This window comes from Streptomyces sp. NPDC017991 (assembly GCF_044328075.1).
GTDB lineage: Bacteria > Actinomycetota > Actinomycetes > Streptomycetales > Streptomycetaceae > Streptomyces.
In genome coordinates this window covers 70,647-94,912 of record NZ_JBIRGP010000004.1, presented here as the reverse complement: position 1 = coordinate 94,912, position 24,266 = coordinate 70,647, and the positions used below count along the sequence as shown (strand labels likewise).

Here is a 24,266-nt window from a genome sequence, read left to right as displayed (position 1 = left end):
ACGGGTTCAGGCCGCTCGCCAGTACCCCAGCGCGTTCACCCGCTGCTTCGGCAGGGCCAGTTCCTTGCGGAAGTACGCGGCCAGTGAGCGGGTCGTCGCCGTGTCGCAGGCGATCCAGACATAGGGGTCGGCGGTCCCCTTGAGAAGCTCGGGCACGGCCGCCCGCACCTGCGCCACCAGGTGGGCGCCCCGGTCGAGCCGGGGAACGGTACGCAGGTCGTGGCGGGCCGGGTCCACCCGCAGGGGCAGACCGTCCGTGCCCCGGGCATCCCCGCCCGCGCTGCTCCCGGCGGTCTCGAACCAGATCGTCGCGGGCGCCGTACCCACCGCGCCCAGCAGGGAGTTGAGGGCGGGGAGCGAGGCGGTGTCGGCGATCGCCAGCACACGGGACGGGGCCGGGTCCGGGTCGGTGAAGCCGGTGCCCTGGACCGTGGCCTCGACGGTGTCCCCGGGCTTCGCGGACCTCGCCCAGTCGCTCGCGCACCCCTCGTGCAGCGCGAACTCCAGGCTGAAGGTGCCCGCGGCCGGATCGGGGTCCACGAGTGTGTACGCCCGCTGGTGCGGCTTGCCCGCGTTGTCGAACCAGAGCCGTACCCACATCGTCGGATGCACCCCGGTCGCCGCGAGCATGCCGCCGTCGGAGAGGTGCAGCCGGCGGTAGTGGTCGGTGACGTCCTCCGCGCCCAGGACCGTGAACGTGAAGTCCTTGCCCCGGAACAGTTTGAGGACCGCGCCCTCCCAGCCGTGCCTCTGCCCCTGCCCCATGACGTTTTCACCCTTCACGTACGATTCCTACACGCCTTACTTAGGTGAGCCTAACCTAAATATGATGGGAGACGCAGGGTGACTGTCGAGATCTACCGTGACGCGTGGGGCGTCCCGCACCTGCGCGCGGGTGACGCGCTCGAACTGGCCCGCGCCCAGGGCCTCGCCACGGCACACGACCGCGCCTGGCAGATCGAGGTCGAGCGGCACAGGGCACGCGGCACCTCGGCCGCGTTCCTCGGCGCGGACGCGCTCGCCTGGGACCGGTTCGCGAGACAGGCCCTGCTCGACGACACGGCCAGACGTTGTTACACGGCCCTGGAGAGACGGGACCCCGAGACGGCCGCCTGGGTCCGGGCGTACGTCGACGGGGTGAACCAGGGCCTGCCCGAAGGGGCCCGCCGCACACCCGAGTTCGGGGCCGTCGGGCTCGTACCGGGCCGGTGGGAGCCGTGGACCCCGCTGGGCGTCTGGCTCGCCACGCACATCCTGTTCGCCGGGTTCCCGGCGAAGCTGTGGCGGGAGGAGGTCGTACGCCATCTGGGTCCGGACGCCGTCGGTCTGTTCGCCACCGATGGACCCGGCACCTCCGGCAGCAACGGCTGGCTCGTCACCGGCGAGCGCACCGCCACCGGTCGGCCGGTCATCGCGGGCGACCCTCACCGGTACATCGAGGCGCCGGGTGTCTACCAGCAAGTGCGCCTCTCCTGCCCGGAGTTCGACGTCGTGGGCCTGGCCGTACCGGGCGTCCCCGGCATCGCCCACTTCGGCCACACCGGCACGGTGGCCTGGGCGATCACCAACGCGATGGCCGACTACCAGGACCTGTACCGGGAACGGCTCCGGCGCTCCGGTGCCGGAGCGGAGCGGGTGGTCGAGGCCCTCGGCCCGGACGGGAAGTGGCACCTCGCCTCCCGCCACGTCGAGACGGTCGAAGTGGCCGGCGCCGACCCCGTGGAGGTCGAGGTGATCGAGACCGACCGCGGCCCGGTCATCATCAACGGTCACGCCGATGGCGCTGACGCCCTCAGCGCTGACGCCGTCAACGGTGACGCCGATGGCGAGGGTGCGACCGGCCCCATCAGCCTCCGTCACCCGCCCCGCGTCTGCGAAGACCTCGGCTTCGGCTCCCTCCTCCCCCTCCTCCGCGCCCGCCGGGTCGCCGACGTGGACCGCGCCCTCGACGACTGGGCCGAGCCCGTCAACGTCGTCCAGGCGGCCGACACCGAGGGCGGCCTGCTGCACCGCGTCGCGGGCCGGGTGCCGGTACGCGATCCGCTGAACGGCACGCGCATCGTCGCGGCCTGGGAACCCGGCCACGAGTGGCACGGCTGGTACGCCCCCATGCCGCGCGGCACGGTCGACGACGGCATCGCGGTCATGGCCAACCAGCGCGGCCCCGCCACCCCCCTCGGTGTCGAGTTCGCGCCGCCGCACCGGGCCGCCCGCCTGCGCGCCCTTCTCGACGCGCGGAAGGACTGGAGGGCGGCCGACATGGCCGCCCTCCACATGGACACCCATCTCGCCTCCGCGGCCCCGCTGCTGGACCGCCTCACCGCCCTGGACGGACTCACCCCCGAGGCCGTCGCCCTGCGCGGACAACTCCTGCGCTGGGACCGTCACATGGCCGCCGACAGCACGGAGGCGACCCTGTACGCGGCGGTCCGCAGCGCCGTCGTACGCCGCCTCGCCGCCCACCCCGCCCTGGCCCCGCTCACCGAACCCCCGCCGTATCCCGAGGTGTTACGCCCCTGGCTCGCGCTCCTCCCCCGGGTCGCCTTCGCCCTCGAAAACCTCCTCACGGCGAAGACGCTGTACGGGATCGACCGCGCCGAGATCGTCAGGGCGGCCGTGGAGGAGGTGGCCGGGGCCCCGCCGAAGGGTGTCTGGGGCGACACCCACCGCCTCGCTCCGTGGCGGGCGCTGCCGGACCCCGCGTACGACGCGAGCGAGCCGGGGCTCTCCGGTGATCACGACTGTGTGCTGTGCACCTCGGCCGTGCCGGGTCTCACCGACCGGGCGGCGCGCGGCCCCGCCGCCCGCTACGTGTGGGACGTGGCACGGCGTGAGGACAGCCTCTGGGTGGTGCCGTTCGGCACGTCGGGCGTCCCGGGTGCACCGCACCACCGCGACCAGCTCCCCCTGTGGCTCGGCGGAGAACTGGCCCCCGTGACCACCGACTGGAACCTGCTCCGCCCGGACCGGCTGAGCAACGAGAACGAGGACAACGAGGACAACGCATGACGTCGTACACGACCACGACCCCGGCCCTGACCACGACGACGACCACGACCTTGACCACGGCCACGACTGCGACCTTTCAGGACCGCGCGGCCGTCCACGAGGAGGCCGTCGAGGGTCTGGGCACCGTCCGTATCGTGCCCGTGGACGCGGAGGCCGACCTGGACGTGCTGCATCCCTGGGTGACGGCCGAACGGGCCCGTTTCTGGGGCATGGGCGGTTTCACCAGGGAGCAGGTGCTGGAGACCTACCGGCATCTCGGCTCGCTCGACACGCACCACGCGTTCCTCGCCGTCCTGGACGGCGAACCGGCCGCGCTCTTCCAGACGTACGAACCGGAGGCCGACCGGGTCAGCGAGTGCTACGAGGTGGCACCCGGCGACATCGGCGTCCACCTGCTGATCGGCCCGGCACCCGGGGGCGTCGGCCGCCCCGGCCACAGCACCGCCCTGCTGGGGGCCTTCACCACGTACGTCCTGCGGGTTCTCGACCGGCCGCGGGTCGTGGTCGAGCCTGACCTCCGCAACGAGAAGGCGATCGCCCGTCTGATCCGCCAGGGCTTCGTGCTCGGGCCGCCGGTCGTGCTGCCGGAGATCGACCTCCCGGAGGTGTATCTGCCGGAGAAGAAGGCCCGGCTGGCATTCCTCGTGAGGGACGGCGCGTCGGCGGCCTCCGGTGGGGCATGGTCGGGGGGTGGCCAATGACATCACTCCGGAAGCCCTCGCCGCGCACTACCGCCTGGAGCCCATCCCCAAGGAGGGCGGCCTCTTCCGCCGTACCTGGGCCGGCCCCGAACGCCCCGACGGACGGCCCGAGGGCTCCGCGATAGTGGCCCTCCTGACCTCGCGGCCCGGCGACTTCTCCGCCCTGCACCGCCTCCCGGCCGACGAGACCTGGCACTTCTATCTGGGGGACCCGCTGGAACTGCTGCTCCTCGCCCCCGACGGCACGTCCCGTTCGGTCCTGCTCGGCCCGGACGTCCTCGGGGGCCAGCACGTCCAGTTCACCGTGCCCGCACACACCTGGATGGGCGCGCGGGTCCACGCGGACGGCGCCTGGTCGTTCTTCGGCTGCACGATGGCACCCGGCTTCACCTACGAGGGGTACGAGCACGGTGACGGGGCCGAACTCACCGCCCGCCACCCGGCGGAGGCGGCGCGGATCACCGCGCTGAGCCGCCCGTGACGGGCGCGAGCAGTGCGAGGGATGAGAGCGGTGCGAGCGGTGCGAGCGGTGAGAGGGGTGCGCGCGGCGGGCTGCTCGACGGCCAGGTGGCGCTGATCACCGGCGCCTCGGGCGGCCTCGGGCGGGGGATCGCGCTCCGGTTCGCGGCGGCGGGCGCGGCCGTGGCCGTCCACTTCCGTACGAACGCGGAGGCGGCGGGCGAAGTCGTCGCCCGCATCGCGGACTCGGGCGGTCGCGCGGTGGCCCTGCGGGCCGACCTGACCGCGGAGTCCGAGTGCCACCGGGTGGTGCGTGAGGCCGCGGACTGGGGAGGCGGTGTACTGACGGCACTGGTCAACAACGCGGGCGTACAACCGGTCCAGGAGCTGCCCCGTATGACGCTGGCGGACTGGCGGGCGGTGGCCGACGCCAATGTGTCGAGCGTGTTCGCGTGCACGCAGGCCGCGGCAGAGCTGATGCGGGACGCGAGTGAGGGCGTGGGGGGTGAGGGGAGCGACGAACCCGGTGGGCGTGTGCGCAGCATCACCCACATCGCGTCCGTCGAGGCCACGCACCCCGCCCCGCACCACGCGCACTACTCCGCGTCGAAGGCGGCCGTCGTCATGCACGCGCGGTCGGCTGCCCTGGAGTACGGTCCCTACGGAATCCGCGTGAACACCGTCTCCCCGGGGCTGATCGACCGCGAAGGCCTCGCGCGGGCATGGCCGGAGGGCGTACGCCGCTGGCAACAGGCGGTGCCCACCGGGAGGCTGGGGCGTCCGGAGGACGTGGGTGACGCCTGCGTGTTCCTCGCCTCGCCGATGGCCTCCTGGATCACCGGGCACGACCTGGTCGTGGACGGGGGGATCTCGGCGCGGCCGACGTGGTGAACGGGTTGAACAACATGCCGGGTACATCCGTACTCCCCCAGAGGCCGCGGACGCACGCGCGTCGGGCACGAGAAGCAGGGAGAGCCGACGTGGGCCGAGTGCGCCGTACACACCGGGCCGCGGCCCTCGTCACGCTGCTGGGGACGCTGCTCCCGCTCGTGCTCCTGCTCCTGCTCGGCGGCGCGACCTCCGCGTCCGCCCACTCGGCCGTGCGGGACACCGACCCCCGTGAGGGGTCCGTCCTGCGGACCGCGCCGCGCGAGGTCACCATGACCTTCACCGAGTCGGTCGGCATCACCGACGACTCGTTGCGCGTGCTCAGCCCCGCGAACCGCCGGGTCAACGCCGGCGACACGGAACACGTCTCCGGCAGCTCCGACAAGGTCCGCGTGCGGCTCCGCGACGATCTCCCCGACGGTACGTTCACGGTCGCGTGGCGGGTGGTCTCGGCGGACAGCCACCCCATCTCCGGCGCCTTCACCTTCTCCATCGGCGAACCCTCCGCGACGACCGCCTCCCTCTCCGCCGAGCCGGCCGTGAACCCTGCCTCGGGCGCCCTCTACGACATCGCCCGCTATGCCGCGTACGCCGCCGTCGCCCTGCTCATCGGCGTGGCCGTCTTCGTCCTGGCCTGCCGCCCGCCGAGCACACAGCCGCTCCGCGGGCTCGTGCGCGGCGGCTGGTGGACCCTCCTCGGCACCACGGTCGTCCTGGTCTTCCTGCGCGGCCCGTACGAACGCGGCACCGGCCCGTCGACCCTCCTCGACCCGGCCCTCATCGAGAACACCCTGACGAGCAGGCCCGGCTGGGCGCTGCTCGCCCGGCTCCTGCTGCTGGCGGGAGTGGCGGTCTTCCTCGTACGGACGGAGGCGGCACTGCGGCGGTCCGGGTCCGCGCGACCGGGGCAGGGACCAGCGCAGGGGCCGGGGCAGGGACCGGCGCCGGCGCCGGCCGTTCTCGCGGTCGGTGGGTTCCTGGCGCTGGCCCTGGCGGGCACGTGGGCCGTCGCCGAGCACGCGTCCGCGGGCATCCAGGTGCCCCTGGCGATGACTTCCACCGTGCTGCATCTGCTGGCGATGGCGGTCTGGCTCGGCGGTCTCGGCGCCCTGCTCACCGCGCTCCACCGTTCCGGGACACCGCTCCCGGCCGCGTCCGTGCACCGCTTCTCGCGTCTGGCGTTCACCTCGGTCACGGTCCTGGTGCTGACCGGCGTCTACCAGTCCTGGCGCGGACTCGGCTCCTTGGACGCGGTGTTCGGTACCTCGTACGGCCGGATCCTGGTAGCGAAGGTGTGCGCGGTGGTCCTGCTGCTGGCCGCGGCGGGCTTCTCGCGCCGCTGGACGGCCAGGCTGACGGAGGTGCCCCGACCGTCGAAGGCCCGGGTGCCGGAGATGGCCGTAACCGTGTCCGGCCCGGCGTCGGACACGACACCGGATTCGGCCTCGGACCCGACACCGGACTCGGCGTCGGACCCGACATCGGGTGCGACGGCCGACGGCCCCTCGTCCTCGTCCTCGCCCTCGCCCTCGTCCGGCGGGGCAGGCGGTGCCGGTCACCGCTCCCTGCGCCGCTCGGTTCTCGCCGAGGTCGTCGTGGGGGTGGCGGTGCTGGTCATCACGACGGTACTGACCGGTACCCAGCCCGGCCGCGCCGAACTGGAGACGGCCGCGGCGGCCGAGTCCACCGCGGACGCCGCCGGGGGTGGCCCGACCGCGTCCACGACCCTGATCCCCTTCGATGTCGGCACCCCGGGTGGCCACGGAAAGGTCCAGATCGTCCTGGAGCCGGGCCGCGTCGGCGAGAACACGGTCGAGGCGGTCGTCATCGGCCCGGACGGAGGCATCGCCACCGTCCCCGAGATCAAGCTCTCCTTCACCCTCGGGTCCCAGAAGATCGGCCCCATCGACGCCCGGCTCACCGACCAGGGCGGTTACTGGGGGACCCGGTCCCTCAACCTGCCCCTCGCCGGCACCTGGACGATGAAGGTCACCGTCCGTACGTCGGACATCGACCAGGTGTCGGAGACACGGCGAGTGAAGATCGCCCGCTGACCTGCGGAAACGACTTCCGGGCCGGCCCGTGGTGTCACCAGGTCGGCATGATCGCCTCGGGGTACCGGGACCCGGCGGCCCCCCTGGGCAGGATCTCCTGGACCCGGGCCAGGTCGTGCGGGGTGAGCGTGACGTCCGCGGCGGCCACGTTCTCGGCGAGGCGCTGCGGGCTGCGGGTGCCCGGGATCGGGACGACGTCGTCGCCCTGGGCCAGCAGCCAGGCCAGGGCCAGCTGCGTGACGGAGATCCCCTTGGCCGTCGCGAGGTCGGTCAGTTCGCGGACGGCGGTCAGGTTCCGCTCGTAGTTGCCGGGCTGCCAGCGGTCGTCCCAGCTGCGCATGTCGTCGGCGGGATACTCGGCGGCGGGCTGCACGGTGCCGGTCAGGAACCCCCGGCCGAGCGGCGAATACGGTACGAATCCGATACCGAGCTCGCGCACCACGGGCAGCACGTCGGCCTCCACGGCCCGCTCGAACACGGAGTACTCGGTCTGCAGCACGGACACCGGATGGACGGCGTGCGCGCGCCGGAGCACGTCGGGCCCGGCCTCACTGAGTCCGAGGTACCGCACCTTGCCTTCGGCGATCAGTTCGCCGATCGTGCCCGCCACGTCCTCGATGGGGACATCCGGGTCGACCCGGTGCTGGTACAGCACGTCGATGTGGTCGGTACCGAGATGGCGGAGGCTGTTCTCCGTGACCTCGCGGATGTGCTCGGGGCGGCTGTTGAGGGCGTACCCCCCGGCGTTCTGCGGCGCGTCCATGTCGAAGCCGAACTTGGTGGCGATCACGACGTCGTCGCGGATGCCGCGCAGGGCACGGCCGAGCAGCTGCTCGTTGCTCCCGGTGCCCATGCCGTACAGCTCGGCGGTGTCGAAGAGGGTGACGCCGAGCTCGTACGCCCGGCGCACGGTCGCGATGCCGCCGGGTTCGTCGCCGGCGCCGTACGCCATGGTCATGCCCATGGTGCCGAGACCGATCGCGCCGACGGTCAGCCCCTGCCCGCCGAGAGCGCGAACGGACAGCCCACCGCTCTTGCCCCGCTGGTCGTTGTTCTGCTGGTCCTGGTTCTGCCGGTTCTGCTGGTTCTGCCGTTCATCGGCGCCTTGCTGTGTCATGCCGTCAACGCTAGGAGCGCGCACGCCGCAGGTCATGGGCCGTCGGCCGCATAGGATTGCCTGATCCTCTCAGAGCCACTCGGCCCCTGGAGACGGACACGGACACGGACCCGGCCACGGCCACGGACAGGGACAGGGAGCGCGCATGCTGGACGAACTCGCCGCGGCCATCGCCCGGCACGGCAGCGACATGTGGTCCGACACCGCGGTCCCGCGCCAGCGACTGGTGACACTCGACGAGGCGAAGGCGCCGCTCGACCTGCTCTACGAGCCGATGATCTGCTTCGTCGTCCAGGGCTCCAAGAGCAGTGTCGCGGGCGACCGGAGCTGGACGGCCGGCCGCGGGCAGGTGTTCCTCAACTCGCTGGTCCTGCCGGTCACGGCCACGTTCGAGGAGGTGCCGTACCGTTCGGCGGTGCTGCGCCTGGACGGTGGCAGACTCGCCGAACTCCTGCTGGAACTGGAACTGGAACCGGACGGCACGGATCACCCCGTTCCCTCCGGGCCGGGCCCCGCCGGCCAGGTCACGGCGCCGATGACTCCCGAGATCACCGACGCGGTCACCCGCTGGGTACGGCTGCTCGACACCCCGCAGGACATCCGCGCCCTGGCGGGCCGTTTCGAGACGGAGATCCTCTACCGGCTGCTCGGCACCGCTCTCGGGCCGACCCTGCGGCACTACACCCTGGCCGACTCGCCCGCGGCCAGGGTCCGCACGGCGGCCCGTTGGATCTGCGCACGTTTCGCCGAGCCGCTCGCCGTCGCCGAGATCGCGGCGACGGCGCACATGAGCACCGCGAGTCTGCACCGCAACTTCAAGGCGGCCACGGGTATGAGCCCTCTGCGCTTCCAGAAGCACCTCCGCCTGCAGGAGGCCCGTCGGCTCCTCCTCGCCGGTGACACCACGGCGGCGCTGGTCGCGGAGAGGGTCGGCTATGTGAGCGCGACCCAGTTCAACCGCGAGTACCGGCGGACGTACGGCCTGCCGCCGGGCCAGGACACGGCACGCCTGCGCGACCGGCTGGCGGACGCGGGCGGCCGGGCGGGGTGAGCCGTTCCCGGTCTCCCCTTTCTTCCGGCCCCTTCCGGCCCCTTCCGGCCCCTTCCGGCCCCTTCCGGCCCCTTCCGGTCTCTTCCGGTTCCTTCCGGTTCCTTCTGGTCCCTGCCGGCTTCACTCGGGATCCCGTTGGGCGAGCGGTGCCGGGGCGGCGGCGGTCGGCGCGCAACCTTGGTCGCCGAGAGGGCGCGCGGCTCACCGTTGAAGCGGTCGATCTCCGGCTGGGCGGCGCGCGGAGCGGCGTCGCCCTCGGCGGTGGGTTCCGGCGTGACGGCCCGGTGCTCGTGCGGACGGACCCGTGACCCGCAGGGCGACGAACCCGGCCGCGGTGAGCCGCGCGACGAGGGCGGTGACGGCGGTGACGGTGGTGACGGCGGACTCGCGCGGCCCCGGTGCGTGGGCGAGCTGCCGCCGGATCCCGCCCGGCCGGCCCCCCGGCGAACAGCGCACCGAGCTGGGCGGTGGTGACCCCGGCGGCGGCCACACAGCGCCGATCGGCGGTCGTACGCGGCGTCGAAGACGCGTTCTTCGTCGCGCGGGCCGGCCCCTGGTGGAGGCGGTGAGGAGATCGCCACGCGTACTGCGGACACGTACTGCGGACACGTACTGCGGACACGTACTGCGGACACGTGCTGCGGACACGTGCTGCGGACGCGTACAGGTGCCGAAGCGGGTCAGGACCGGGGGGCGGCTTCGCCGTTCGGAGTTTTCAGCAGGAGGTCGGTCCCCCGAGGGTCGGTGAGGACCTGCTCGGCGAGAGCGGACAACAGTTGCCGGCGATGGCGGGCCATGTCGCGCAGGAGCCGGAAGGCTTCCTCGGGGCCGATGGAGAGGCGGGCGGTGATGAAACCTTTCGCCTGCTGGATCCGGTGGTGACTTTCCAGAGCCCGGTGGAGCTGGCCGTTGAGGGTCACGCCCTCCGCGATGGCCCGCTGCTGGAGCAGGCTGATGCCCGCCATGTTCGCGAGACTCTGCGCCAGATACACATCACGGGCGGAGACCGGATGGTCATGGAAGAGGCTCAGCCCACCGATCGTCTCCTCGCGCAACCGCATGGGCAGCGTGGTGATGCGCGGATGCCCCAGCGTCCGAAGGTCCGCTGCCGCAGCGGGCCAGCGGCGCTCGATGTCGTCCCAGCCGGCTGCCAGAACCGGCTGCTCGGCAGAGAAGCAGTCCAGCCAGGGTCCCTGCGCGTGGTGGTAGCGCAGCAGGTCGAGCAGTTCGGTGCTGTCGCCGGAGGCAGCCACCGGTAGAGGCGCGGACTCCTTGCTCTTCAGTACGATCCCGACCTTCGGCACCCCCAGCAGCACAGCCGTCCGGTCCGCCAGGCTCATCAGGAATTCGACGGGGTCGAAGTCGTCGACGAGGGTGTCCGCCGCTTCGAGAAACAGGCGCAGCAGACTACGTTCACGGTCTTCAGGCACAACTACTCACTTCCGGGCGGGCACCAGGACACGAGACGGATGGAACCCACCGACGCTCACACTCCCGGCCCTCAGCCGCTTCGAACTCCACCCTCCCACCCGTCCCGCTCCTGCGGACCGGCGCGCCCGGAATTGGTACGCGAGTAGCAGATTCCGAATGGCAGACACACGGTTGCGTCATGGACCTGCGGCACAACACCGCGGCGTGGAAACGCGTCGTCGAGATCGCGAGTGCCGCCCGGGTTATGTCCGGTCAGGTTTTTCGGTGGGCGCGATGGCACCCTCGAAGGTGTTCTCGATGATCTGCCTGGCGAGTTCCGTGAGGAGCAGGTGGCGGGGGCGGGCGTAGGCGCGCATGGCGTCGAAGGTCTCGTCGAGGCTGAGGCCCTGGCGTTCGGAGAGGATGCCTTTCGCCTGTTCGATGACGACACGGCTGGACAGGGCGGTCTGGAGCTGTGCCTTCTCGGTGTGGCTCTGTTCGATGGTGCGCTGCTGGAGGATGGCGATGGTGGCGAGGTCGGCGAGGGCCTGGCCGACCCGGACATCGGATTCGCTGAGCCGGCTGAGCCCGGTGCTGAAGAGGTTGACGGCGCCGACGACATGGTGGCGCAGCTTCATCGGCAGGGCGTGGGTGGTCATGAAACCGGCTGCCCGGGCGTGGGCGGCGAAGGGGCCGAAGCCCGCGGTGGCGACACTGGAGGTGAGGTTGATGTTCAGTTGGGCCTGACCGCTGTGGTAGCAGCGGACGCAGGGCCCCTGGGCGTGCTGGAGGGCGAAGAGTTCCAGGAGGTGGGTCTTCTCGTCGGAGGCAGCGATGAGCTGCAGTTCGTCATGTTGATCGACGATCATCAGGCCCACGGCGTCGACATCGAGCAGTTCGACGCATCGGGTGGACAGGCGGTGCAGGAACTCGATGAGGTCGAATTCGGCGGTGAGCGTGTCCACGGTCTCCACGAAGATGTCCAGCACGCGTTGCTGACTTGTCATCGTCCTCAGTCCTTGTTCCCGGGCGGGGTGGCCGTCCCGTCTCGATTGTCTCGGAAGTGCAGTCGCCGCGACACCACCTCTTCGGCCGCTGTGAGGAGAGGCTTCTCGGTGCGGTAGGCGTGGGCGCGCAGGAGAGCCATGGCCTCGGCGAGGGAGACGCCGGCCTGGACGCTGATCATGCCGGTGGCCTGGTGAACGGCGGCACGGTGCAGCGAGGTGTGGGGTTCGGCCTGGGCGAAGGACGCCCGCTGTCCGCTGTCGTGGATCAGCGCCGCGGTGATGGCGGCGGCCAGGATGAGCGCGTCGTTGGTCCGGGCGGGGTCCAGGACGGCGGGGTCGGCACACTGCGCGGTGAGGACTCCGAGGGAGACGGCCCCGAGGTGCAGGGGGAAGCAGAAGAGTGCGCGTACGCCGAGCTTTCCGGCTTCGGGCAGGAAGGCGGGCCACCGCTGTGGAGCCACCTGCCGCAGATCCGGGACGGCGATCAGGGTGCGGTGGCGGTAGGCGTCGAAGCCCGGTCCTTCACCGAGGGTGCACTGCAGATCCTCCAGTGTGGCGCTGGGGCCGGGGGTGGACCACACCAGCTCGGTCAGCGCCCCGTCGGTTCCCAGTGACACCGCGATCCCGTCCACGCCCAGCAGTCGCGCGCACCGGGCCGGGTCGCCGCCCAGAAGAGCGGACCCGCTCTCGTCGGGAAGATCACGCAGGATACGGGCCAGGGTCGCGTTCATGTCCATCAGACCGTCGCTTCCAGACCGGGGCGCCACCCGATGTGAGCAATCGCCTCATCCATATTATCCGGCACACGCGGGCGTCCTTCCGATCCGCGGTTGTCCTCACCGGGCGCCGGTGAGGACGCCTGCCGCACCCCGGCGCGGCACCGGGAAGGGGGTCGGCCGAAGCCGTCGTGGTGGTGATACGGCTCCGGCCTGCTCTCGATCGGCCATGACATGACCCGGGGGCTGAGGGTCGGGGAGATGCCACAGCCAGTAGCCCGGCCGTGACAGCTTGTGCCTCCCAGAGTAGGCCACCTGTCCTCGGGACGGGCCGTGCGTTCCGGGCCTTTACCGACCGGGATGTTCGACCCGGTCCGTCCTCGACGGAGTCCCCGGCGACGTCCTCGACAGCGTCCTCAACAACTACCGGAAACGGCGTACGGCCGTACGCGTCCGTCACGCCACCGTCATCGCGGGGGCCCGCCATATGCACGACCGGGGCGGGATGTTCATTCACGACCAGGGCGGATGTTCAATCACGACCAGGGCGGGATGTTCGCCGCATCGCCCAGCTCCCTCACCTCATGTTGCGCCTCAAGAACCACTCATTCGAGTGGAGCATCGAGTGCGTGAACGTTTTTGCGTCCCCTCGTTTTCGTACGGTTGTCGGGCGTTGCCCGGGCCCCCGGTGACGGTCCACCGTCTGCGAACTCCCGGCTTCCGCGGGGGTCTTCGAGCCAGGAACCGCCATGGACATCCAGGACGCAACGACGGCCTCGACGCAGCGCACTACGGCGCCGTACGAGATACCGACTCCGAGCCCGCACGCGCGCAGCCACCTCGAAAACGGGATCACCGTGACCGAGATCCACGGCGTCACCGACCTCAGCACCGTTCCCGAGATCCGGGTCCATATCGACGCCGTCACCGCTCCGCACGGGGCTCAGGTGATCGTGGACCTGCGACACGTGGAATTCTTCGACTGCGCCCTCCTCGGCCTTCTGTGCCGGGCACGACGCAGGACTCTGGAGCGAGGCGGCCGGCTGGCGGTGGTCTGCGTCCGGCCCTGGCACCTGCGCATCATCAGGGCCGCCGGACTCGGCGAGGTCTTCCAGCCCTTCGCCACGGTTCAGGACGTGACCCACGGGCAGCGGCAGGACACCCCGGCGGGGGCGGCACCACCGGTCCCGGCGCAGCCGCCGCACTGACCCGGCGGGGCTCGCGGCCCTCTCCCACGACGACCGGGAGCCCCGCCATCACCGACCGACCTGTACCACCGGGCCGTACCACCGACCCGTACCGCCGACCCGTACCACCGGGCCGAGCGGCTGGCGCGAACCGCGCTCAAGCCTCAGAACCAGCGAGTCGGACTCCCGTGAGCCTGAGCCCCGAAGGAGCTGTACCTGTAGCGCCACTTCACCGAAGGAGCGGCGCCCGTCCGAAGAGGCCCCGCGACCCACCGGAAGGCGGTTCTTGCCCAGGCGGCCGTGCGCTCGCGTGTACGGGCCTTCGCGCCGACTTCCGGCCAGGGCAGGGCCTCCCTCGGGCGCCCGGGAGTATGGTGGTGCGGCGAGGACTCTTCGTATACCGGTACGCAAGCCGGTCTCGGCCTCGCGGATCCATGACATCGGGCGCATCGCGCTTGAGGCAGGTTCCGCCCTATGACCGCCGAAGCCTTTCCAGTGCCGCACCGCCTGAGGGACTGGCAAGAGGGCGACAACTCGTCCATCACCTCTTCCGCCACCTCTTCCGCCCGAAGTCCGCAGCGGAGCACCGGTGTTCGCCCCTGCCGACTGATGGTGGATCCCTAGCCGTCCTCGGGAGCGTTCCCTCCTCCGCGGAGACCGGCCTCCGCGGAGACCGGCCGACAGCCGTGTACGCGTCCGCCGAGACCACCTGACCGTTCACAGGCAGCACACCGCCTGTCCGTACCGAGCAGCCCGTGACCCCGGCCGCACCCCCTCGCACCGAGGTCAAGGAGCTGCACATGTCCGCCGGTTCACCCACGATCACCCCCGGTTCCCCGCCCGCGGCACCGCCGTCGAACACTGTCCCGCCCTGTCGGGAGTACGACGGAACAGGACCGTTCCCGGCGGAGGAACCGTCCGCTCCGCGCGACCACGGCGAGCGGCTGTACGTGACCGTCACCGCGCTGATCGTCGTCGCCCCCTTCCTGGCACTGGGCCTGGCCTGCTGGCTGTTGTGGGGCCGACTCGTCCACCCCGCCGACATCGTCCTCGGCCTCGTCCTCTACACGGTCACGGGCCTGGGCGTCACGGTCGGCTTCCACCGCGGTCTCACCCACGGCGGATACCGTGCCGTCCGGCCCCTGCGCGTCGCGCTCGCGGTAGCCGGCTCGATGAGCTTCCAGGGCGATGTCATCGGCTGGGTCGCCACCCACCGACGCCATCACGCGTTCACGGACCGCCCCGGCGACCCGCACTCCCCGTACCGCTACGGCACCCACCTGCGCGGCCAGTTGCGGGGACTGCTGCACGCCCATATCGGCTGGCTGTTCCGCAGCAACCACACACCGCCCGCACGGTACGCCCCTGACCTGCTCGCCGACCGTGACATCCGCGCCGTGTCCCGCGCCTTCCCCGCGCTGTGCCTCCTCACGCTCGCACTGCCCTTCGGCCTGGGCTGGGCCATCGGCGGAACCTGGACGCACGCGCTGACCGCCCTGCTGTGGGCGGGACTTGTACGCATCGCACTGCTCCACCACGTGACCTGGAGCGTGAACTCCCTGTGCCACGTGATCGGTCACCGGCCCTTCCGCACCCGGCGCCACGACCGTGCCACCAACCTGTGGCCGCTGGCCCTGCTGTCCTTCGGCGAGAGCTGGCACAACCTCCACCACGCCGACCCCACCAGTGCCCGCCACGGCGTCGACCGCGGCCAGCTCGACCCGTCGGCCGCCGTCATCCGCGCCTTCGAACTCATCGGCTGGGTGAGCGACGTGCGCTGGCCGACACCCGAGCGCGTGACCGCCCGCCGCCTGTGAAGGCGGCCCACCCGTTCACCCCTCGACACCACAGCCAGGGTGCCGCGAAGACCGGACAACCACTCCTGCTACCGGACAGCCACTCCTGCTCAGGCACGGACGACAAGACCACAACCGCCCCCCGATCCACCTACGTACGGAGACCTCGTGACCACGGCACTGCAGCCCCCGATCCCCCCGCACCCGCTTCTCCGCCTACGCCTCGCCCCCCGCAACAACGCGCCGTACCGCATCGACGGGGCGTGGTGGCCCCGCTCGTACGATCTGCTCGCGGAACTTCCGCGGCTGCTCACCGGTCTGCCGCACGCCTGGGGCCACATCAGCAGCGTCACGGTCAACGACGCCACCTGGGCCGCGACACCCGGCCGGATGCTCGTCCTCAACCAGGTCGTACGACTGCACAGGACCGCAGCCGCGTCCGCACCCCACACGATCTGCCTGCTGGCCCCCGGCCGCGGACGCTGGGACCTCCTGGTCGTACCGCCCGACACCTCGCCCGACGACGCCGGACAGCTCATGGCCGTCGGCGCGGCCCCGCGCGCCTGATCGGGCAGCCGCCGGGCCGGCGGGTCCGGCAGGTCCGGCAGGTCCGGCGGGGTGACGTCCCCGCGGTCACGTGGTCAGGCGCTCACGCGGTCTGGCGGGACCGCGTGAAGTGATCGCTGCCGCCTGCCGGCCGCTTCTCCCCGCCGTCCTGCCGGCGATCGGTCGCAGAGCCGCCGTGGAACGCCTGTTCCGCGGCCATGAGCGAACTCGCGGTCGTCGCGCGACCGGTGCTCTCACTCGCGGCGGCCATCAGGCGGGCGGCTGCCGGGGCGCTGGTCTCCGGCGGAATCACCAGCAGGTCCCAGCGGCCGGCGGTGTAGGACGACAGCAGAATCTTGTGAGGATCCAGTTCCGTGAGCCGACCGACCCTCACCACGTGCCCGTTGACCGCCACCGTTCGCGGGATGGGAGGCCAGTGAAGAGGGTTGACCGCGATCCGGGTGATCCGCCCCCACAAGGGATCCAGCATGTCGGCCAGAGCGGAGAGTTCCCGCGTCAGATCCCGGGAGCAGGGCCACCAGGCGCCGTCCAGAAGCCCCCGGAGGTTGCTCACGGGCTTCAGCGCGAGGCGGGCGGTCGGAGCCATGAACGGAACTGTTCGCACAGGGGCCGGGTCAGCGATCGCGAACATCGCGCGAACCTGTCTCCCGACCGTCCCTGATGGGCCACGGCCCGGCGTCATCACTCACCGAGAACGACTCCGACGAAAAGGCCGGGGTGCGAAAAACCCTCGATACCCAGAAGGCTACTCCCCGGAGGGGTACAACGGACCACGCCGAAGCACCGACTCCCCGTACCTCCTGCCTGTCTGCGACAAGCGCTCCTCCGCTACCCCGCCCGACCGGCCAACGGCGGGCCCACGCTCTCCGACCGTCGGGGCCTCTCTCCGGCCCCCCGGGGTGAACCGGCTTGAGGAGTACCCTGCTGGGCGGTCGTCCCGAACCCCGACGTCTCGTCGTCGCTCGACACAGATGACTGCGCGGAGCGGGTCCTCCATCCGTCACCGCGCAGTCCTGGAGTGGGCTCGGTGGGTCCTTCGCCCTGGTGCACAGGCCGTCGGACCAGTCGCTGCTCCGCCGCCGAACACAAGCCCTTGCCGGGAGCGCGCCCGGAGACCGGGAAGTCCGGCCTCCCCGCGCGCTCTGTCCGGTGGCCCTGGGAACCGAGGCGTCATGCCCCAACCACAGCTCACCGTCCACCGCCACGACCGCGGACACCAGACACCGGGCACTGATCACTCTGGCCGGTGAGATCGACCTGCAATCAGCGCCGCTGGTGAGCGCGGCACTTGCACAGTGCCGGAGCGACGGCATCCGCGTCATCGATGTCGACCTCACGCCCGTCACCTTCTGCGACTGCAGCGGCCTCAACTCGTTCCTCGACGCCGCACTGCGGACCACGGAGACCGGCGGAACCCTACGACTGCACCACCCACCGCCGACACTGGGCCGACTCCTCGACCTCACAGACTCCGGACCCGTGCTTCTCGGCCTCCCACCCGGCCAGCCGCCCCAGCCTCCGGTGGCCGCACCGGCCGCACCACAGCGCGGCGACTACATCGGGCGCCGGGTCCCGACCTCCTCGACCACCGCGGAGTCCCGTCACAGCACTGAACGGCAGCACTGAACGGCAGCACTGACCGACAGCGGTGAACCACATCACCGCGCACCGAGCTCCCCTCACGAAGAAGGGCCCCACTGCAAGCAGTGGGGCCCTTCGACATCGTGCCCGGTGAGGCACTGGCGGAGGATACGAGATTCGAACTCGTGAGGGGTTGCTTTCCAAATGTTCGTCTGGGGGTGCAGGGGTGGGCGGGAGCGTTCTGACTTGCGGTGCGGCTGTGGTGAGCGGGGCTCCTGAACGGTGCTGTACGGAGGTGAACGCAACCAGAACCGCAACCATCACCCGCCTATCTGCCGCTCTCCGGGCCGTACCACTGGAGCGCCTGGCCGGTCACTGCTGCGATGCAGGCGAAGTCGTGGTCGCGGTGCAGGAGGGTGAGCCCCTGCAGTTCGGCTGTCGCGGCGACGACGAGATCCACCGCACCCGCGCTGCGATGCTTTCCCTGTTTGGTGAGAGCTTCCTGGACCTGCCAGGCGCGGTCGTAGGCTCGGTCGTCGACGGGAACCCAACCGAAGATCAGTCGCACGTCCTCGATGCCGCGCGCCCTGTCGGCGGCCGACCGAGCGCTGTAGAAGAACTCAAGCTCGGTGATCGGGCAGGTGGCGATGAGCCCGGCGGCTGCCGCCTGGTCCCAGCCGTACTGCTCTGCGTCCTCGCGCATGAACCGCGCGAGCGCACTGGTGTCGATCAGGAACTGGGCCGCGTTCACCGGCGGTAGTTCGTCTTGTCCTCGAACAGCTCCAGATCGAACGCGCCGTTGCCGGCCGAGGCCCGCAGCCGGGCGACAGCCAGGGCGCGACGCCGGTTCTCCAGCACCTCGCGAAGAGCGGTGTTGACGGTCTCCTTCTTGGTGTTCGTCCCGAGGGCCTTCGCCACGTCCGCGACCAGGTCGTCGTCCAGATCAATGACCGTCCGACTCATGTGCACCTCCCTGATATCAAATGTGGAGTCAAGTATATCTCGCAAGGTGCCCTGTGGGATGGCATCGGGCACCCTGCCCCAGACTGCCGGGTCAGACAAGCGCACCGGCGAGCTCCTCGGTCTCCTCGTCGCGTGCTCGGGTGAGGTGAACAGCGGTTTCCGCCGCGTCCGTAGCGGTACGGCGAACTGTTCTGCGGCTACCTGCTCGGCCCAGGTGTCGCACTCCTCGGTGGGAAGTACGCGATCGCCGTTGCGGATCGGCAACTGGTCGGCGTACCTGGTCTCCAGATTGATATGTACGAGGGCGTCGTCCGCCTGGCTGGCCCTACCGATTCGGGCTGGTTCTCGTGCTCCGATTCCGCCCGACTTCGGCGGGGCCGCTGGGGGTCGGCAGATGGGCGGGCTCGTAGCGGCGACAGTCGGCTCCGGCGGATCTGTCCAGGACCTGACCGACTGATTGAAATCAACAACCCTGAAGGGCTCCATCACAAACGAGATGGGGCCCTTCGATATCATGCCCGATGGAGGATACGAGATTCGAACCCGTGAGGGGTTTCCCGCAACACGCTTTCCAACTTTTCGTCGATTACCCAGGGAAGTTTCCAGGTGTCCCGAGCTGCGAAAAATAGTTCAACTCGGTGCGAGGCTAAGATAACCTTCCCAGGTATCCACCTGGCCGTAATGCTGAAGCAGGCGCGTACGGAGAATTTCACTGCAGCGAAAGGCTTAGGGTAGTTGGCCGAGAGTGGATCATCGGGACGGGGGGTCTGTAACCGTCAGGTGCTGGGTGAAAAAGTGGAGTAGACTATTGATCCCCAATTTGGGAAGCTCCATTCTCCACATCGTCTGGATGTAATATAGGGTCCGGTATGTCAAGTATTTCCATGAGCGACTTGACCGCAGCAGCTCTGCTATTGCCAATCCAGAGCACGCGAAAAGGAAGTGATCCCTTCCCGCTCCTCCTTGATGCTTGCGATTCCGAGAGGTCGAAGATATTGGCTGCTTGCTTGAATCCTATATGTCGTGGCAGGAGGTCGGAAAATCGGTAGTAAAGATTTTTTCCGTCAATCCAGGATCGCCCCACCTGCTGAGGGCTGATGGCAGGAGCATCCGCCTCATCGCGGCCGCCGTCACGGATCTGGTCATGTAAACGCTTCGCATCGTCTATGGCCCCCGTGCGTTGCAGAAGGGCCCCTATGCACTCACCGCGAATTCTCTCATCTGTGTCCGGATCTCTTACTGTTCCAGCATCGATAATTGACGACGCGCGCAGGGTGGGATCGCCCCCATGGGGGCGATTCAAAATCCAAAACTCGACACTGTCCGTGCAAGTTTCTGAGGATCCGATGCTCACCAGGTTGCGAGCACGGGCGAAGGCGCGAGCCATCATGGCATCTCGCAGCTTCTTGCAAGATGTGTCATCTCCTGTAGACGACCACGCCTCAAGGAGCCCTTCCACTATCGCAGACCTGATGTCGGAAATTTCATAGTGCCACGTTCGTGCCAGTTCTTTTGACCAGCCCTCGAAGTGTGGGGTCAGTATATCCAACGCGATCATCAGCCATTTCTCTTTCCTTCTTTGGTCACCTTCTCTTGCCAAGGTGACTACCGACTCCCAGAGGCGCAGGCTTGCTGAAGGTTTCGATCGATTTAGGCGAACTTGCCGGCGAAACATCTGATACGTCGGATGCTTCTTGATTGCGCAAAAGCGAACGTCACCCACGTGTGTACAAACAGGCTCCTCGCCGCAGTTGCGCAAGATTTGTTCGGTAATGACAGCGAAAATGTTGGACATGATCTCCCTTTTATGTAATTCGATTTACACTAAGGGGGATTATCAAGGGGGTCCGCTGTTCTTTTGCTAATTACAATAGAACCGTGACCCAATCGAGTGAACATTCCGCTGATCGGCAAGGTTTGGGGATTGGTATGAGGTAGTAGCACTCAACAGGTGATTCCGTCCGAGCTGGGGCGGGAGCTTGGGGGCGGCCAATCTGTCGGGACGCTTCGCTCAGACACGTTGCCCTTGGAAATCTGATCGCCGGGAGCTCCGCCGGTACCGCCCACCACGTGCACTGGCCGACATGACAGCGCTCGTTGGGTCATCGCCCCGGCGCTCGGTCTCCGCCAGGGGGAAGCGCGCTCGGGCTGCCCTGGGAAGACGTCGATCTGCACGCCGGGTACGCCCGCATCCGAAAGAACCGGCTGCGGCCCGAGCGCGCCCACAACCTCGCGCGCGAGCGGATCGCGGCCGATGCCGAGGAGGCAAGAGGTACGTGTTTGCCCCGCCGAGCGGCGGACCACCGAGCCTGAAAGCCGGCTTCCACACCTGGGAGCGACTTCTCCGGGACGCGGGAGTATGGCCATCTCCACGTCGCGCTCCACAACGCCGCGTCCGTGCTCCTGATCGTCGGCGTCCTGGTGTCGTGATCGACTCGATTATGGGTTGGGAGCCCGAGGGAGCGGCCTGGATGCGCGCTCGCTACATGCACGTGACCCGGACCATGCCGACGGAGAGTCCAACTGAGACGGACGACGCGAAGGGCCCCACCGCAAGCGGTGGGGCCCTTCGACGTTAGTGCCCGGTGAGGCACTGGCGGAGGATACGAGATTCGAACTCGTGAGGGGTTGCCCCCAACACGCTTTCCAAGCGTGCGCCCTAGGCCACTAGGCGAATCCTCCGCGGCAAACAATACAAGACGTTGAGGAGTGCTCGCGAACTCGTTCCCCCCGCTCGGATCGGGTACTGTGTGCGCAGCCCCTCACGTGGCGCTATCTGACTGAACTCCCCCAGGGCCGGAAGGCAGCAAGGGTAGGTTGGCTCTGGCGGGTGCGTGGGGGGCGCTTGCGTTTGCGGGGCGGGATCGGGGCTGATGCGGACGGGTCGGCCCGAAGGCGCGGGCCGGTGTCGGTGGGGCCGGGGCGGCGGGAGTCGGCGGGCGTTCCCCGTTGTCAGTGGGCGCCTATAACCTCGTACGTGTGTCGTCCCTCGCGCTGTACCGCCGTTATCGCCCGGAGTCGTTCGCCGAGGTCATCGGGCAGGAGCATGTCACCGACCCGTTGCAGCAGGCGCTGCGGAACAACCGGGTCAATCACGCGTACCTGTTCAGCGGGCCGCGCGGCTGCGGGAAGACGACCAGTGCGCGGATCCTCGCGCGCTGTCTGAACTGCGAGCAGGGGCCCACCCCCACACCCTGCGGCGAGTGCCAGTCCTGCCGGGATCTCGCGCGGAACGGGCCCGGGTCCATCGACGTCATCGAGATCGACGCGGCCTCCCACGGTGGTGTGGACGACGCCCGTGACCTGCGCGAGAAGGCCTTCTTCGGGCCCGCGAGCAGTCGTTACAAGATCTACATCATCGACGAGGCCCACATGGTCACGTCGGCCGGTTTCAACGCGCTCCTCAAGGTCGTCGAGGAGCCCCCGGAGCATCTCAAGTTCATCTTCGCCACCACCGAGCCCGAGAAGGTCATCGGGACGATCCGGTCGCGTACGCATCACTATCCGTTCCGGCTGGTTCCCCCCGGGACCCTGCGGGAGTACCTCGGCGAGGTCTGCGGACGCGAGGGCATGCCCGTCGAGGACGGGGTGCTTCCGCTCGTCGTGCGGGCCGGCGCCGGATCCGTGCGTGACTCCATGTCCGTCATGGACCAGCTCCTCGCGGGGGCCCGCGACAACGGTGTGACGTACGCCATGGCCACCTCCCTCCTCGGTTATACGGACGGCTCGCTGCTCGACTCCGTGGTCGAGGCCTTCGCCGCGGGCGACGGCGCCGCGGCCTTCGAGGTCGTCGACCGGGTCATCGAGGGCGGCAACGACCCCCGGCGGTTCGTCGCCGACCTGCTGGAGCGGCTGCGGGACCTCGTGATCCTGGCGGCCGTGCCCGACGCCGGTGAGAAGGGGCTCATCGACGCCCCCGTGGACGTGGTGGAGCGGATGACGGCCCAGGCCGGGGTCTTCGGCGCCGCCGAGCTGAGCCGTGCCGCCGACCTCGTCAACACCGGTCTTACGGAGATGCGGGGGGCCACCTCGCCCCGCCTCCAGCTCGAACTCATCTGCGCGCGCGTGCTGTTGCCCACGGCCTACGGCGACGAGCGTTCCGTCATGGCCCGGCTCGACCGGATCGAGCGCGGCGTGAACTTCAGCGGGGGAGGAGTGGGGGCAGCAGGGGCCGGGGGCGGGGCCGGGGTCGGCGGGCCTGCTGTCGGTTACGTGCCCGGGCCCGACGCCCACCCGGGGGCCGCCGGGGGACAGCCGGGGCACGCGGGGATGCAGGGCGGTGGGCCCGTCGACGGCCCGGCCCCCTTCGTTCCGCCGGGCGGTGGGGCCGCCGCCGCCCGCGCCGCCGTGCGGGGTGGAGGAGTGGGGCAGGGGGCCGGAGCTTCCGGTCCCGGTCCCGGCCCCGACCTCGGCCCCGGTGGTGAGGCGGGGACCGGGCCTGCCCAGGTGCCGGCAGCGCCCGCAGCGCCCGCAGCGCCCGCAGCCGCGTACACGCCGCCGCCCGCTCCAGCCGAGCCTGCTCCCAGCCCCAGCCCCAGCCCGAGTCCCAGCCCTAATACGGTCGGGCCTGCTGCGGAGCAGCCGTCCGCCCCGGCCGCCGGTGGTGCGCCCGGAGCCTGGCCCACTGCGACGGCCGTGGGCAGCGGGCGGCGGCCGGGAGGCTGGCCGACCACGGCAGCCGCGGGCGGGGGACAGCCTCCGGCTGGAGAGTCCGCCGCGTCCGGCTCCCGCCCGGCATCGGCGTCCGCGCCCTCCCAAGCCCCTGCCTTCGCCTCCCCTTCGCAGGGGACTGCGGGACCCTCCGCGTTTTCCGCTCCCGCGAGCGGTGGGCCTGACCCCCGCACTCTCTGGCCGAACATCCTGGAGGCGGTGAAGAACCGGCGCCGCTTCACCTGGATCCTGCTCAGCCAGAACGCCCAGGTGACCGGCTTCGACGGCACCACCCTCCAGATCGGCTTCGTCAACGTCGGAGCGCGGGACAACTTCGCGAGCAGCGGCAGTGAGGAGGTGCTGCGGCAAGCGCTGTCCGAGCTGTTCAACGTGACCTGGAAGATCGAGGCGGTCATCGACCCGTCCGGAGGCTCGGCACCGCCGCCCTCACCCGGCGGCGGCTTCGGTGGCGGTGGCTACGGCGGCAGCACCGGCACCGGCGGCGGAGGCTACCCGTCGGGTGGCGGCGCCGCTCAGAGCACGGGCACGGGCATGGGCACGGGCGCGCCCCGCCCCGCCCCGCAGCAGCCTGCGGCCCCGGCTCCGGCGTCCGGACCGTCCTCCCCGGCGTCCCAGAACCGCCCGGCGTCCGCCTCCGGCGCGGCGTCCTCGTCCGCGCCGGCTCACCAGCCCCCGTCCCGTCCCTCCGCCCAGGAGCCGCCTCCCATCTCGCCGGAGGACGACACCCCGGAGGACGACGATCCCGACCTCGACGAGTCGGCACTCTCCGGCCACGAACTGATCGTCCGCGAGCTGGGAGCGACGGTGCTGGACGAGTTCTCGAACGAGTAGCCGCCTCCCCGGCCACCCTCTCCGTCCTCGCAGAGAGGGGCGCGGAGAACCGCGCGCCCAGCCCTCACCGCCCCGCACCCGCCCAGGCCACGGACGGTCGTCCCCGGGTGGGCCGCCCCGCCGGGCGCGCAGTCGTTCCGGGCCGACGGCCCCCGCAGGAGCGCGGGGAACTGCGCGCCCAGCCCTCACCGCCCCGCACCCGCCCAGGCCACGGACGGTCGCCCCCGGGTGGGCCGCCCCGCCGGGTAAGCAGTCGTC

The 24,266-nt window shown here is 70.3% G+C and carries 20 protein-coding genes, 1 tRNA gene and 1 other RNA gene; 12 read left to right on the top strand and 10 right to left on the bottom strand.

What is annotated here, in order from left to right; all coding sequences use genetic code 11:
- Window positions 1-6: 6 nt before the first annotated feature.
- On the bottom strand, window positions 7-765 hold the full coding sequence (locus ACH4DZ_RS13100; protein WP_398287158.1) for a siderophore-interacting protein: 759 nt from the start codon (window positions 763-765) through the stop codon (window positions 7-9).
- Window positions 766-843: 78 nt separating this feature from the next.
- Between ACH4DZ_RS13100 and ACH4DZ_RS13095 the strand changes: the two genes are divergently transcribed.
- The 5 genes from ACH4DZ_RS13095 (at window position 844) to ACH4DZ_RS13075 (ending at window position 7,111) form a co-directional block, all read left to right on the top strand.
- Entirely contained in the window at window positions 844-3,009 is a 2,166-nt protein-coding gene (locus tag ACH4DZ_RS13095) for a penicillin acylase family protein (protein WP_398287157.1), read from the top strand.
- Complete coding sequence (locus ACH4DZ_RS13090) at window positions 3,006-3,710, top strand: GNAT family N-acetyltransferase (RefSeq protein WP_398287156.1); 705 nt, start codon at window positions 3,006-3,008, stop codon at window positions 3,708-3,710. Before ACH4DZ_RS13095 ends, ACH4DZ_RS13090 begins: the two co-directional genes overlap by 4 nt.
- A 1-nt stretch (window position 3,711) precedes the next feature.
- Entirely contained in the window at window positions 3,712-4,191 is a 480-nt protein-coding gene (locus tag ACH4DZ_RS13085; RefSeq protein ID WP_398287734.1) for a cupin domain-containing protein, read from the top strand.
- Window positions 4,192-4,262: 71 nt separating this feature from the next.
- Window positions 4,263-5,060 carry an SDR family NAD(P)-dependent oxidoreductase gene (locus ACH4DZ_RS13080; protein WP_398287733.1) on the top strand — a complete coding sequence of 266 codons (798 nt, stop codon included), beginning with the start codon at window positions 4,263-4,265 and terminating at the stop codon, window positions 5,058-5,060.
- An 89-nt stretch (window positions 5,061-5,149) separates the two neighbouring features.
- Window positions 5,150-7,111 (top strand): copper resistance CopC/CopD family protein, encoded by a 1,962-nt coding sequence (locus tag ACH4DZ_RS13075; RefSeq protein WP_398287155.1) that lies wholly within the window; start codon window positions 5,150-5,152, stop codon window positions 7,109-7,111.
- A 34-nt stretch (window positions 7,112-7,145) separates the two neighbouring features.
- Here ACH4DZ_RS13075 and ACH4DZ_RS13070 read toward each other — a convergent pair whose 3' ends face one another.
- Window positions 7,146-8,228, bottom strand: coding sequence for an aldo/keto reductase (locus tag ACH4DZ_RS13070; protein ID WP_398287154.1), 1,083 nt, complete (start codon window positions 8,226-8,228; stop codon window positions 7,146-7,148).
- A gap of 145 nt (window positions 8,229-8,373) precedes the next feature.
- On the opposite strand from ACH4DZ_RS13070, the gene ACH4DZ_RS13065 reads away from it, so the two are divergent.
- Window positions 8,374-9,279: an AraC family transcriptional regulator N-terminal domain-containing protein gene (locus ACH4DZ_RS13065; RefSeq protein ID WP_398287153.1), complete on the top strand. Its 906-nt coding sequence runs from the start codon at window positions 8,374-8,376 to the stop codon at window positions 9,277-9,279.
- A 680-nt stretch (window positions 9,280-9,959) separates the two neighbouring features.
- On the opposite strand, the gene ACH4DZ_RS13060 is transcribed toward ACH4DZ_RS13065, so the two are convergent.
- From ACH4DZ_RS13060 to ACH4DZ_RS13050, 3 genes are all read right to left on the bottom strand, one after another.
- Window positions 9,960-10,709: a GAF and ANTAR domain-containing protein gene (locus ACH4DZ_RS13060; RefSeq protein WP_398287152.1), complete on the bottom strand. Its 750-nt coding sequence runs from the start codon at window positions 10,707-10,709 to the stop codon at window positions 9,960-9,962.
- Window positions 10,710-10,952: 243 nt separating this feature from the next.
- On the bottom strand, window positions 10,953-11,696 hold the full coding sequence (locus tag ACH4DZ_RS13055; RefSeq protein ID WP_398287151.1) for an ANTAR domain-containing protein: 744 nt from the start codon (window positions 11,694-11,696) through the stop codon (window positions 10,953-10,955).
- A 5-nt stretch (window positions 11,697-11,701) separates the two neighbouring features.
- Window positions 11,702-12,433 (bottom strand): ANTAR domain-containing protein, encoded by a 732-nt coding sequence (locus ACH4DZ_RS13050; protein ID WP_398287150.1) that lies wholly within the window; start codon window positions 12,431-12,433, stop codon window positions 11,702-11,704.
- Between the two features lie 728 nt (window positions 12,434-13,161).
- Here ACH4DZ_RS13050 and ACH4DZ_RS13045 point away from each other — a divergent pair.
- The 3 genes from ACH4DZ_RS13045 (at window position 13,162) to ACH4DZ_RS13035 (ending at window position 15,962) form a co-directional block, all read left to right on the top strand.
- Window positions 13,162-13,620 (top strand): STAS domain-containing protein, encoded by a 459-nt coding sequence (locus ACH4DZ_RS13045; protein WP_398287149.1) that lies wholly within the window; start codon window positions 13,162-13,164, stop codon window positions 13,618-13,620.
- 779 nt (window positions 13,621-14,399) lie between these two features.
- Window positions 14,400-15,416 (top strand): acyl-CoA desaturase, encoded by a 1,017-nt coding sequence (locus tag ACH4DZ_RS13040; RefSeq protein ID WP_398287148.1) that lies wholly within the window; start codon window positions 14,400-14,402, stop codon window positions 15,414-15,416.
- A 147-nt stretch (window positions 15,417-15,563) separates the two neighbouring features.
- Window positions 15,564-15,962, top strand: a complete 399-nt coding sequence (locus ACH4DZ_RS13035) for a DUF5994 family protein (RefSeq protein WP_398287147.1) — start codon at window positions 15,564-15,566, stop codon at window positions 15,960-15,962.
- 82 nt (window positions 15,963-16,044) lie between these two features.
- Here the strand turns inward: ACH4DZ_RS13035 and ACH4DZ_RS13030 are convergent, their stop codons facing one another.
- Window positions 16,045-16,548, bottom strand: coding sequence for a DUF5994 family protein (locus ACH4DZ_RS13030; protein WP_398287146.1), 504 nt, complete (start codon window positions 16,546-16,548; stop codon window positions 16,045-16,047).
- A gap of 563 nt (window positions 16,549-17,111) precedes the next feature.
- On the opposite strand from ACH4DZ_RS13030, the gene ACH4DZ_RS13025 reads away from it, so the two are divergent.
- Window positions 17,112-17,588: an STAS domain-containing protein gene (locus ACH4DZ_RS13025; protein WP_398287145.1), complete on the top strand. Its 477-nt coding sequence runs from the start codon at window positions 17,112-17,114 to the stop codon at window positions 17,586-17,588.
- 283 nt (window positions 17,589-17,871) lie between these two features.
- On the opposite strand, the gene ACH4DZ_RS13020 is transcribed toward ACH4DZ_RS13025, so the two are convergent.
- The 4 genes from ACH4DZ_RS13020 to ACH4DZ_RS13005 form a co-directional block, all read right to left on the bottom strand.
- Window positions 17,872-18,294 (bottom strand): PIN domain nuclease, encoded by a 423-nt coding sequence (locus ACH4DZ_RS13020; protein WP_398287144.1) that lies wholly within the window; start codon window positions 18,292-18,294, stop codon window positions 17,872-17,874.
- Window positions 18,291-18,506 carry a type II toxin-antitoxin system VapB family antitoxin gene (locus ACH4DZ_RS13015; RefSeq protein WP_398287143.1) on the bottom strand — a complete coding sequence of 72 codons (216 nt, stop codon included), beginning with the start codon at window positions 18,504-18,506 and terminating at the stop codon, window positions 18,291-18,293. The genes ACH4DZ_RS13020 and ACH4DZ_RS13015 overlap by 4 nt, the downstream gene beginning before the upstream one ends.
- 805 nt (window positions 18,507-19,311) lie before the next feature.
- Window positions 19,312-20,301, bottom strand: a complete 990-nt coding sequence (locus tag ACH4DZ_RS13010; RefSeq protein WP_398287142.1) for a hypothetical protein — start codon at window positions 20,299-20,301, stop codon at window positions 19,312-19,314.
- 799 nt (window positions 20,302-21,100) lie between these two features.
- Window positions 21,101-21,188: transfer RNA gene (locus ACH4DZ_RS13005), tRNA-Ser, on the bottom strand.
- Between the two features lie 71 nt (window positions 21,189-21,259).
- On the opposite strand from ACH4DZ_RS13005, the gene ffs reads away from it, so the two are divergent.
- An RNA gene (gene ffs / locus ACH4DZ_RS13000) (signal recognition particle sRNA small type) lies at window positions 21,260-21,358 on the top strand.
- A gap of 127 nt (window positions 21,359-21,485) precedes the next feature.
- Window positions 21,486-24,008 (top strand): DNA polymerase III subunit gamma and tau, encoded by a 2,523-nt coding sequence (locus ACH4DZ_RS12995; protein WP_398287141.1) that lies wholly within the window; start codon window positions 21,486-21,488, stop codon window positions 24,006-24,008.
- Window positions 24,009-24,266: the final 258 nt, after the last annotated feature.

Coding starts and splice junctions, on each gene's coding strand:
- ACH4DZ_RS13030 (WP_398287146.1), bottom strand. CDS start 16,548: ATGGCTCCGACCGCCCGCCTCGCGCTGAAGCCCGTGAGCAACCTCCGG.
- ACH4DZ_RS13050 (WP_398287150.1), bottom strand. CDS start 12,433: ATGGACATGAACGCGACCCTGGCCCGTATCCTGCGTGATCTTCCCGAC.
- ACH4DZ_RS13040 (WP_398287148.1), top strand. CDS start 14,400: ATGTCCGCCGGTTCACCCACGATCACCCCCGGTTCCCCGCCCGCGGCA.
- ACH4DZ_RS13070 (WP_398287154.1), bottom strand. CDS start 8,228: ATGACACAGCAAGGCGCCGATGAACGGCAGAACCAGCAGAACCGGCAG.
- ACH4DZ_RS13010 (WP_398287142.1), bottom strand. CDS start 20,301: ATGTCCAACATTTTCGCTGTCATTACCGAACAAATCTTGCGCAACTGC.
- ACH4DZ_RS13055 (WP_398287151.1), bottom strand. CDS start 11,696: ATGACAAGTCAGCAACGCGTGCTGGACATCTTCGTGGAGACCGTGGAC.
- ACH4DZ_RS13090 (WP_398287156.1), top strand. CDS start 3,006: ATGACGTCGTACACGACCACGACCCCGGCCCTGACCACGACGACGACC.
- ACH4DZ_RS13045 (WP_398287149.1), top strand. CDS start 13,162: ATGGACATCCAGGACGCAACGACGGCCTCGACGCAGCGCACTACGGCG.
- ACH4DZ_RS13100 (WP_398287158.1), bottom strand. CDS start 765: ATGGGGCAGGGGCAGAGGCACGGCTGGGAGGGCGCGGTCCTCAAACTG.
- ACH4DZ_RS13065 (WP_398287153.1), top strand. CDS start 8,374: ATGCTGGACGAACTCGCCGCGGCCATCGCCCGGCACGGCAGCGACATG.
- ACH4DZ_RS13015 (WP_398287143.1), bottom strand. CDS start 18,506: ATGAGTCGGACGGTCATTGATCTGGACGACGACCTGGTCGCGGACGTG.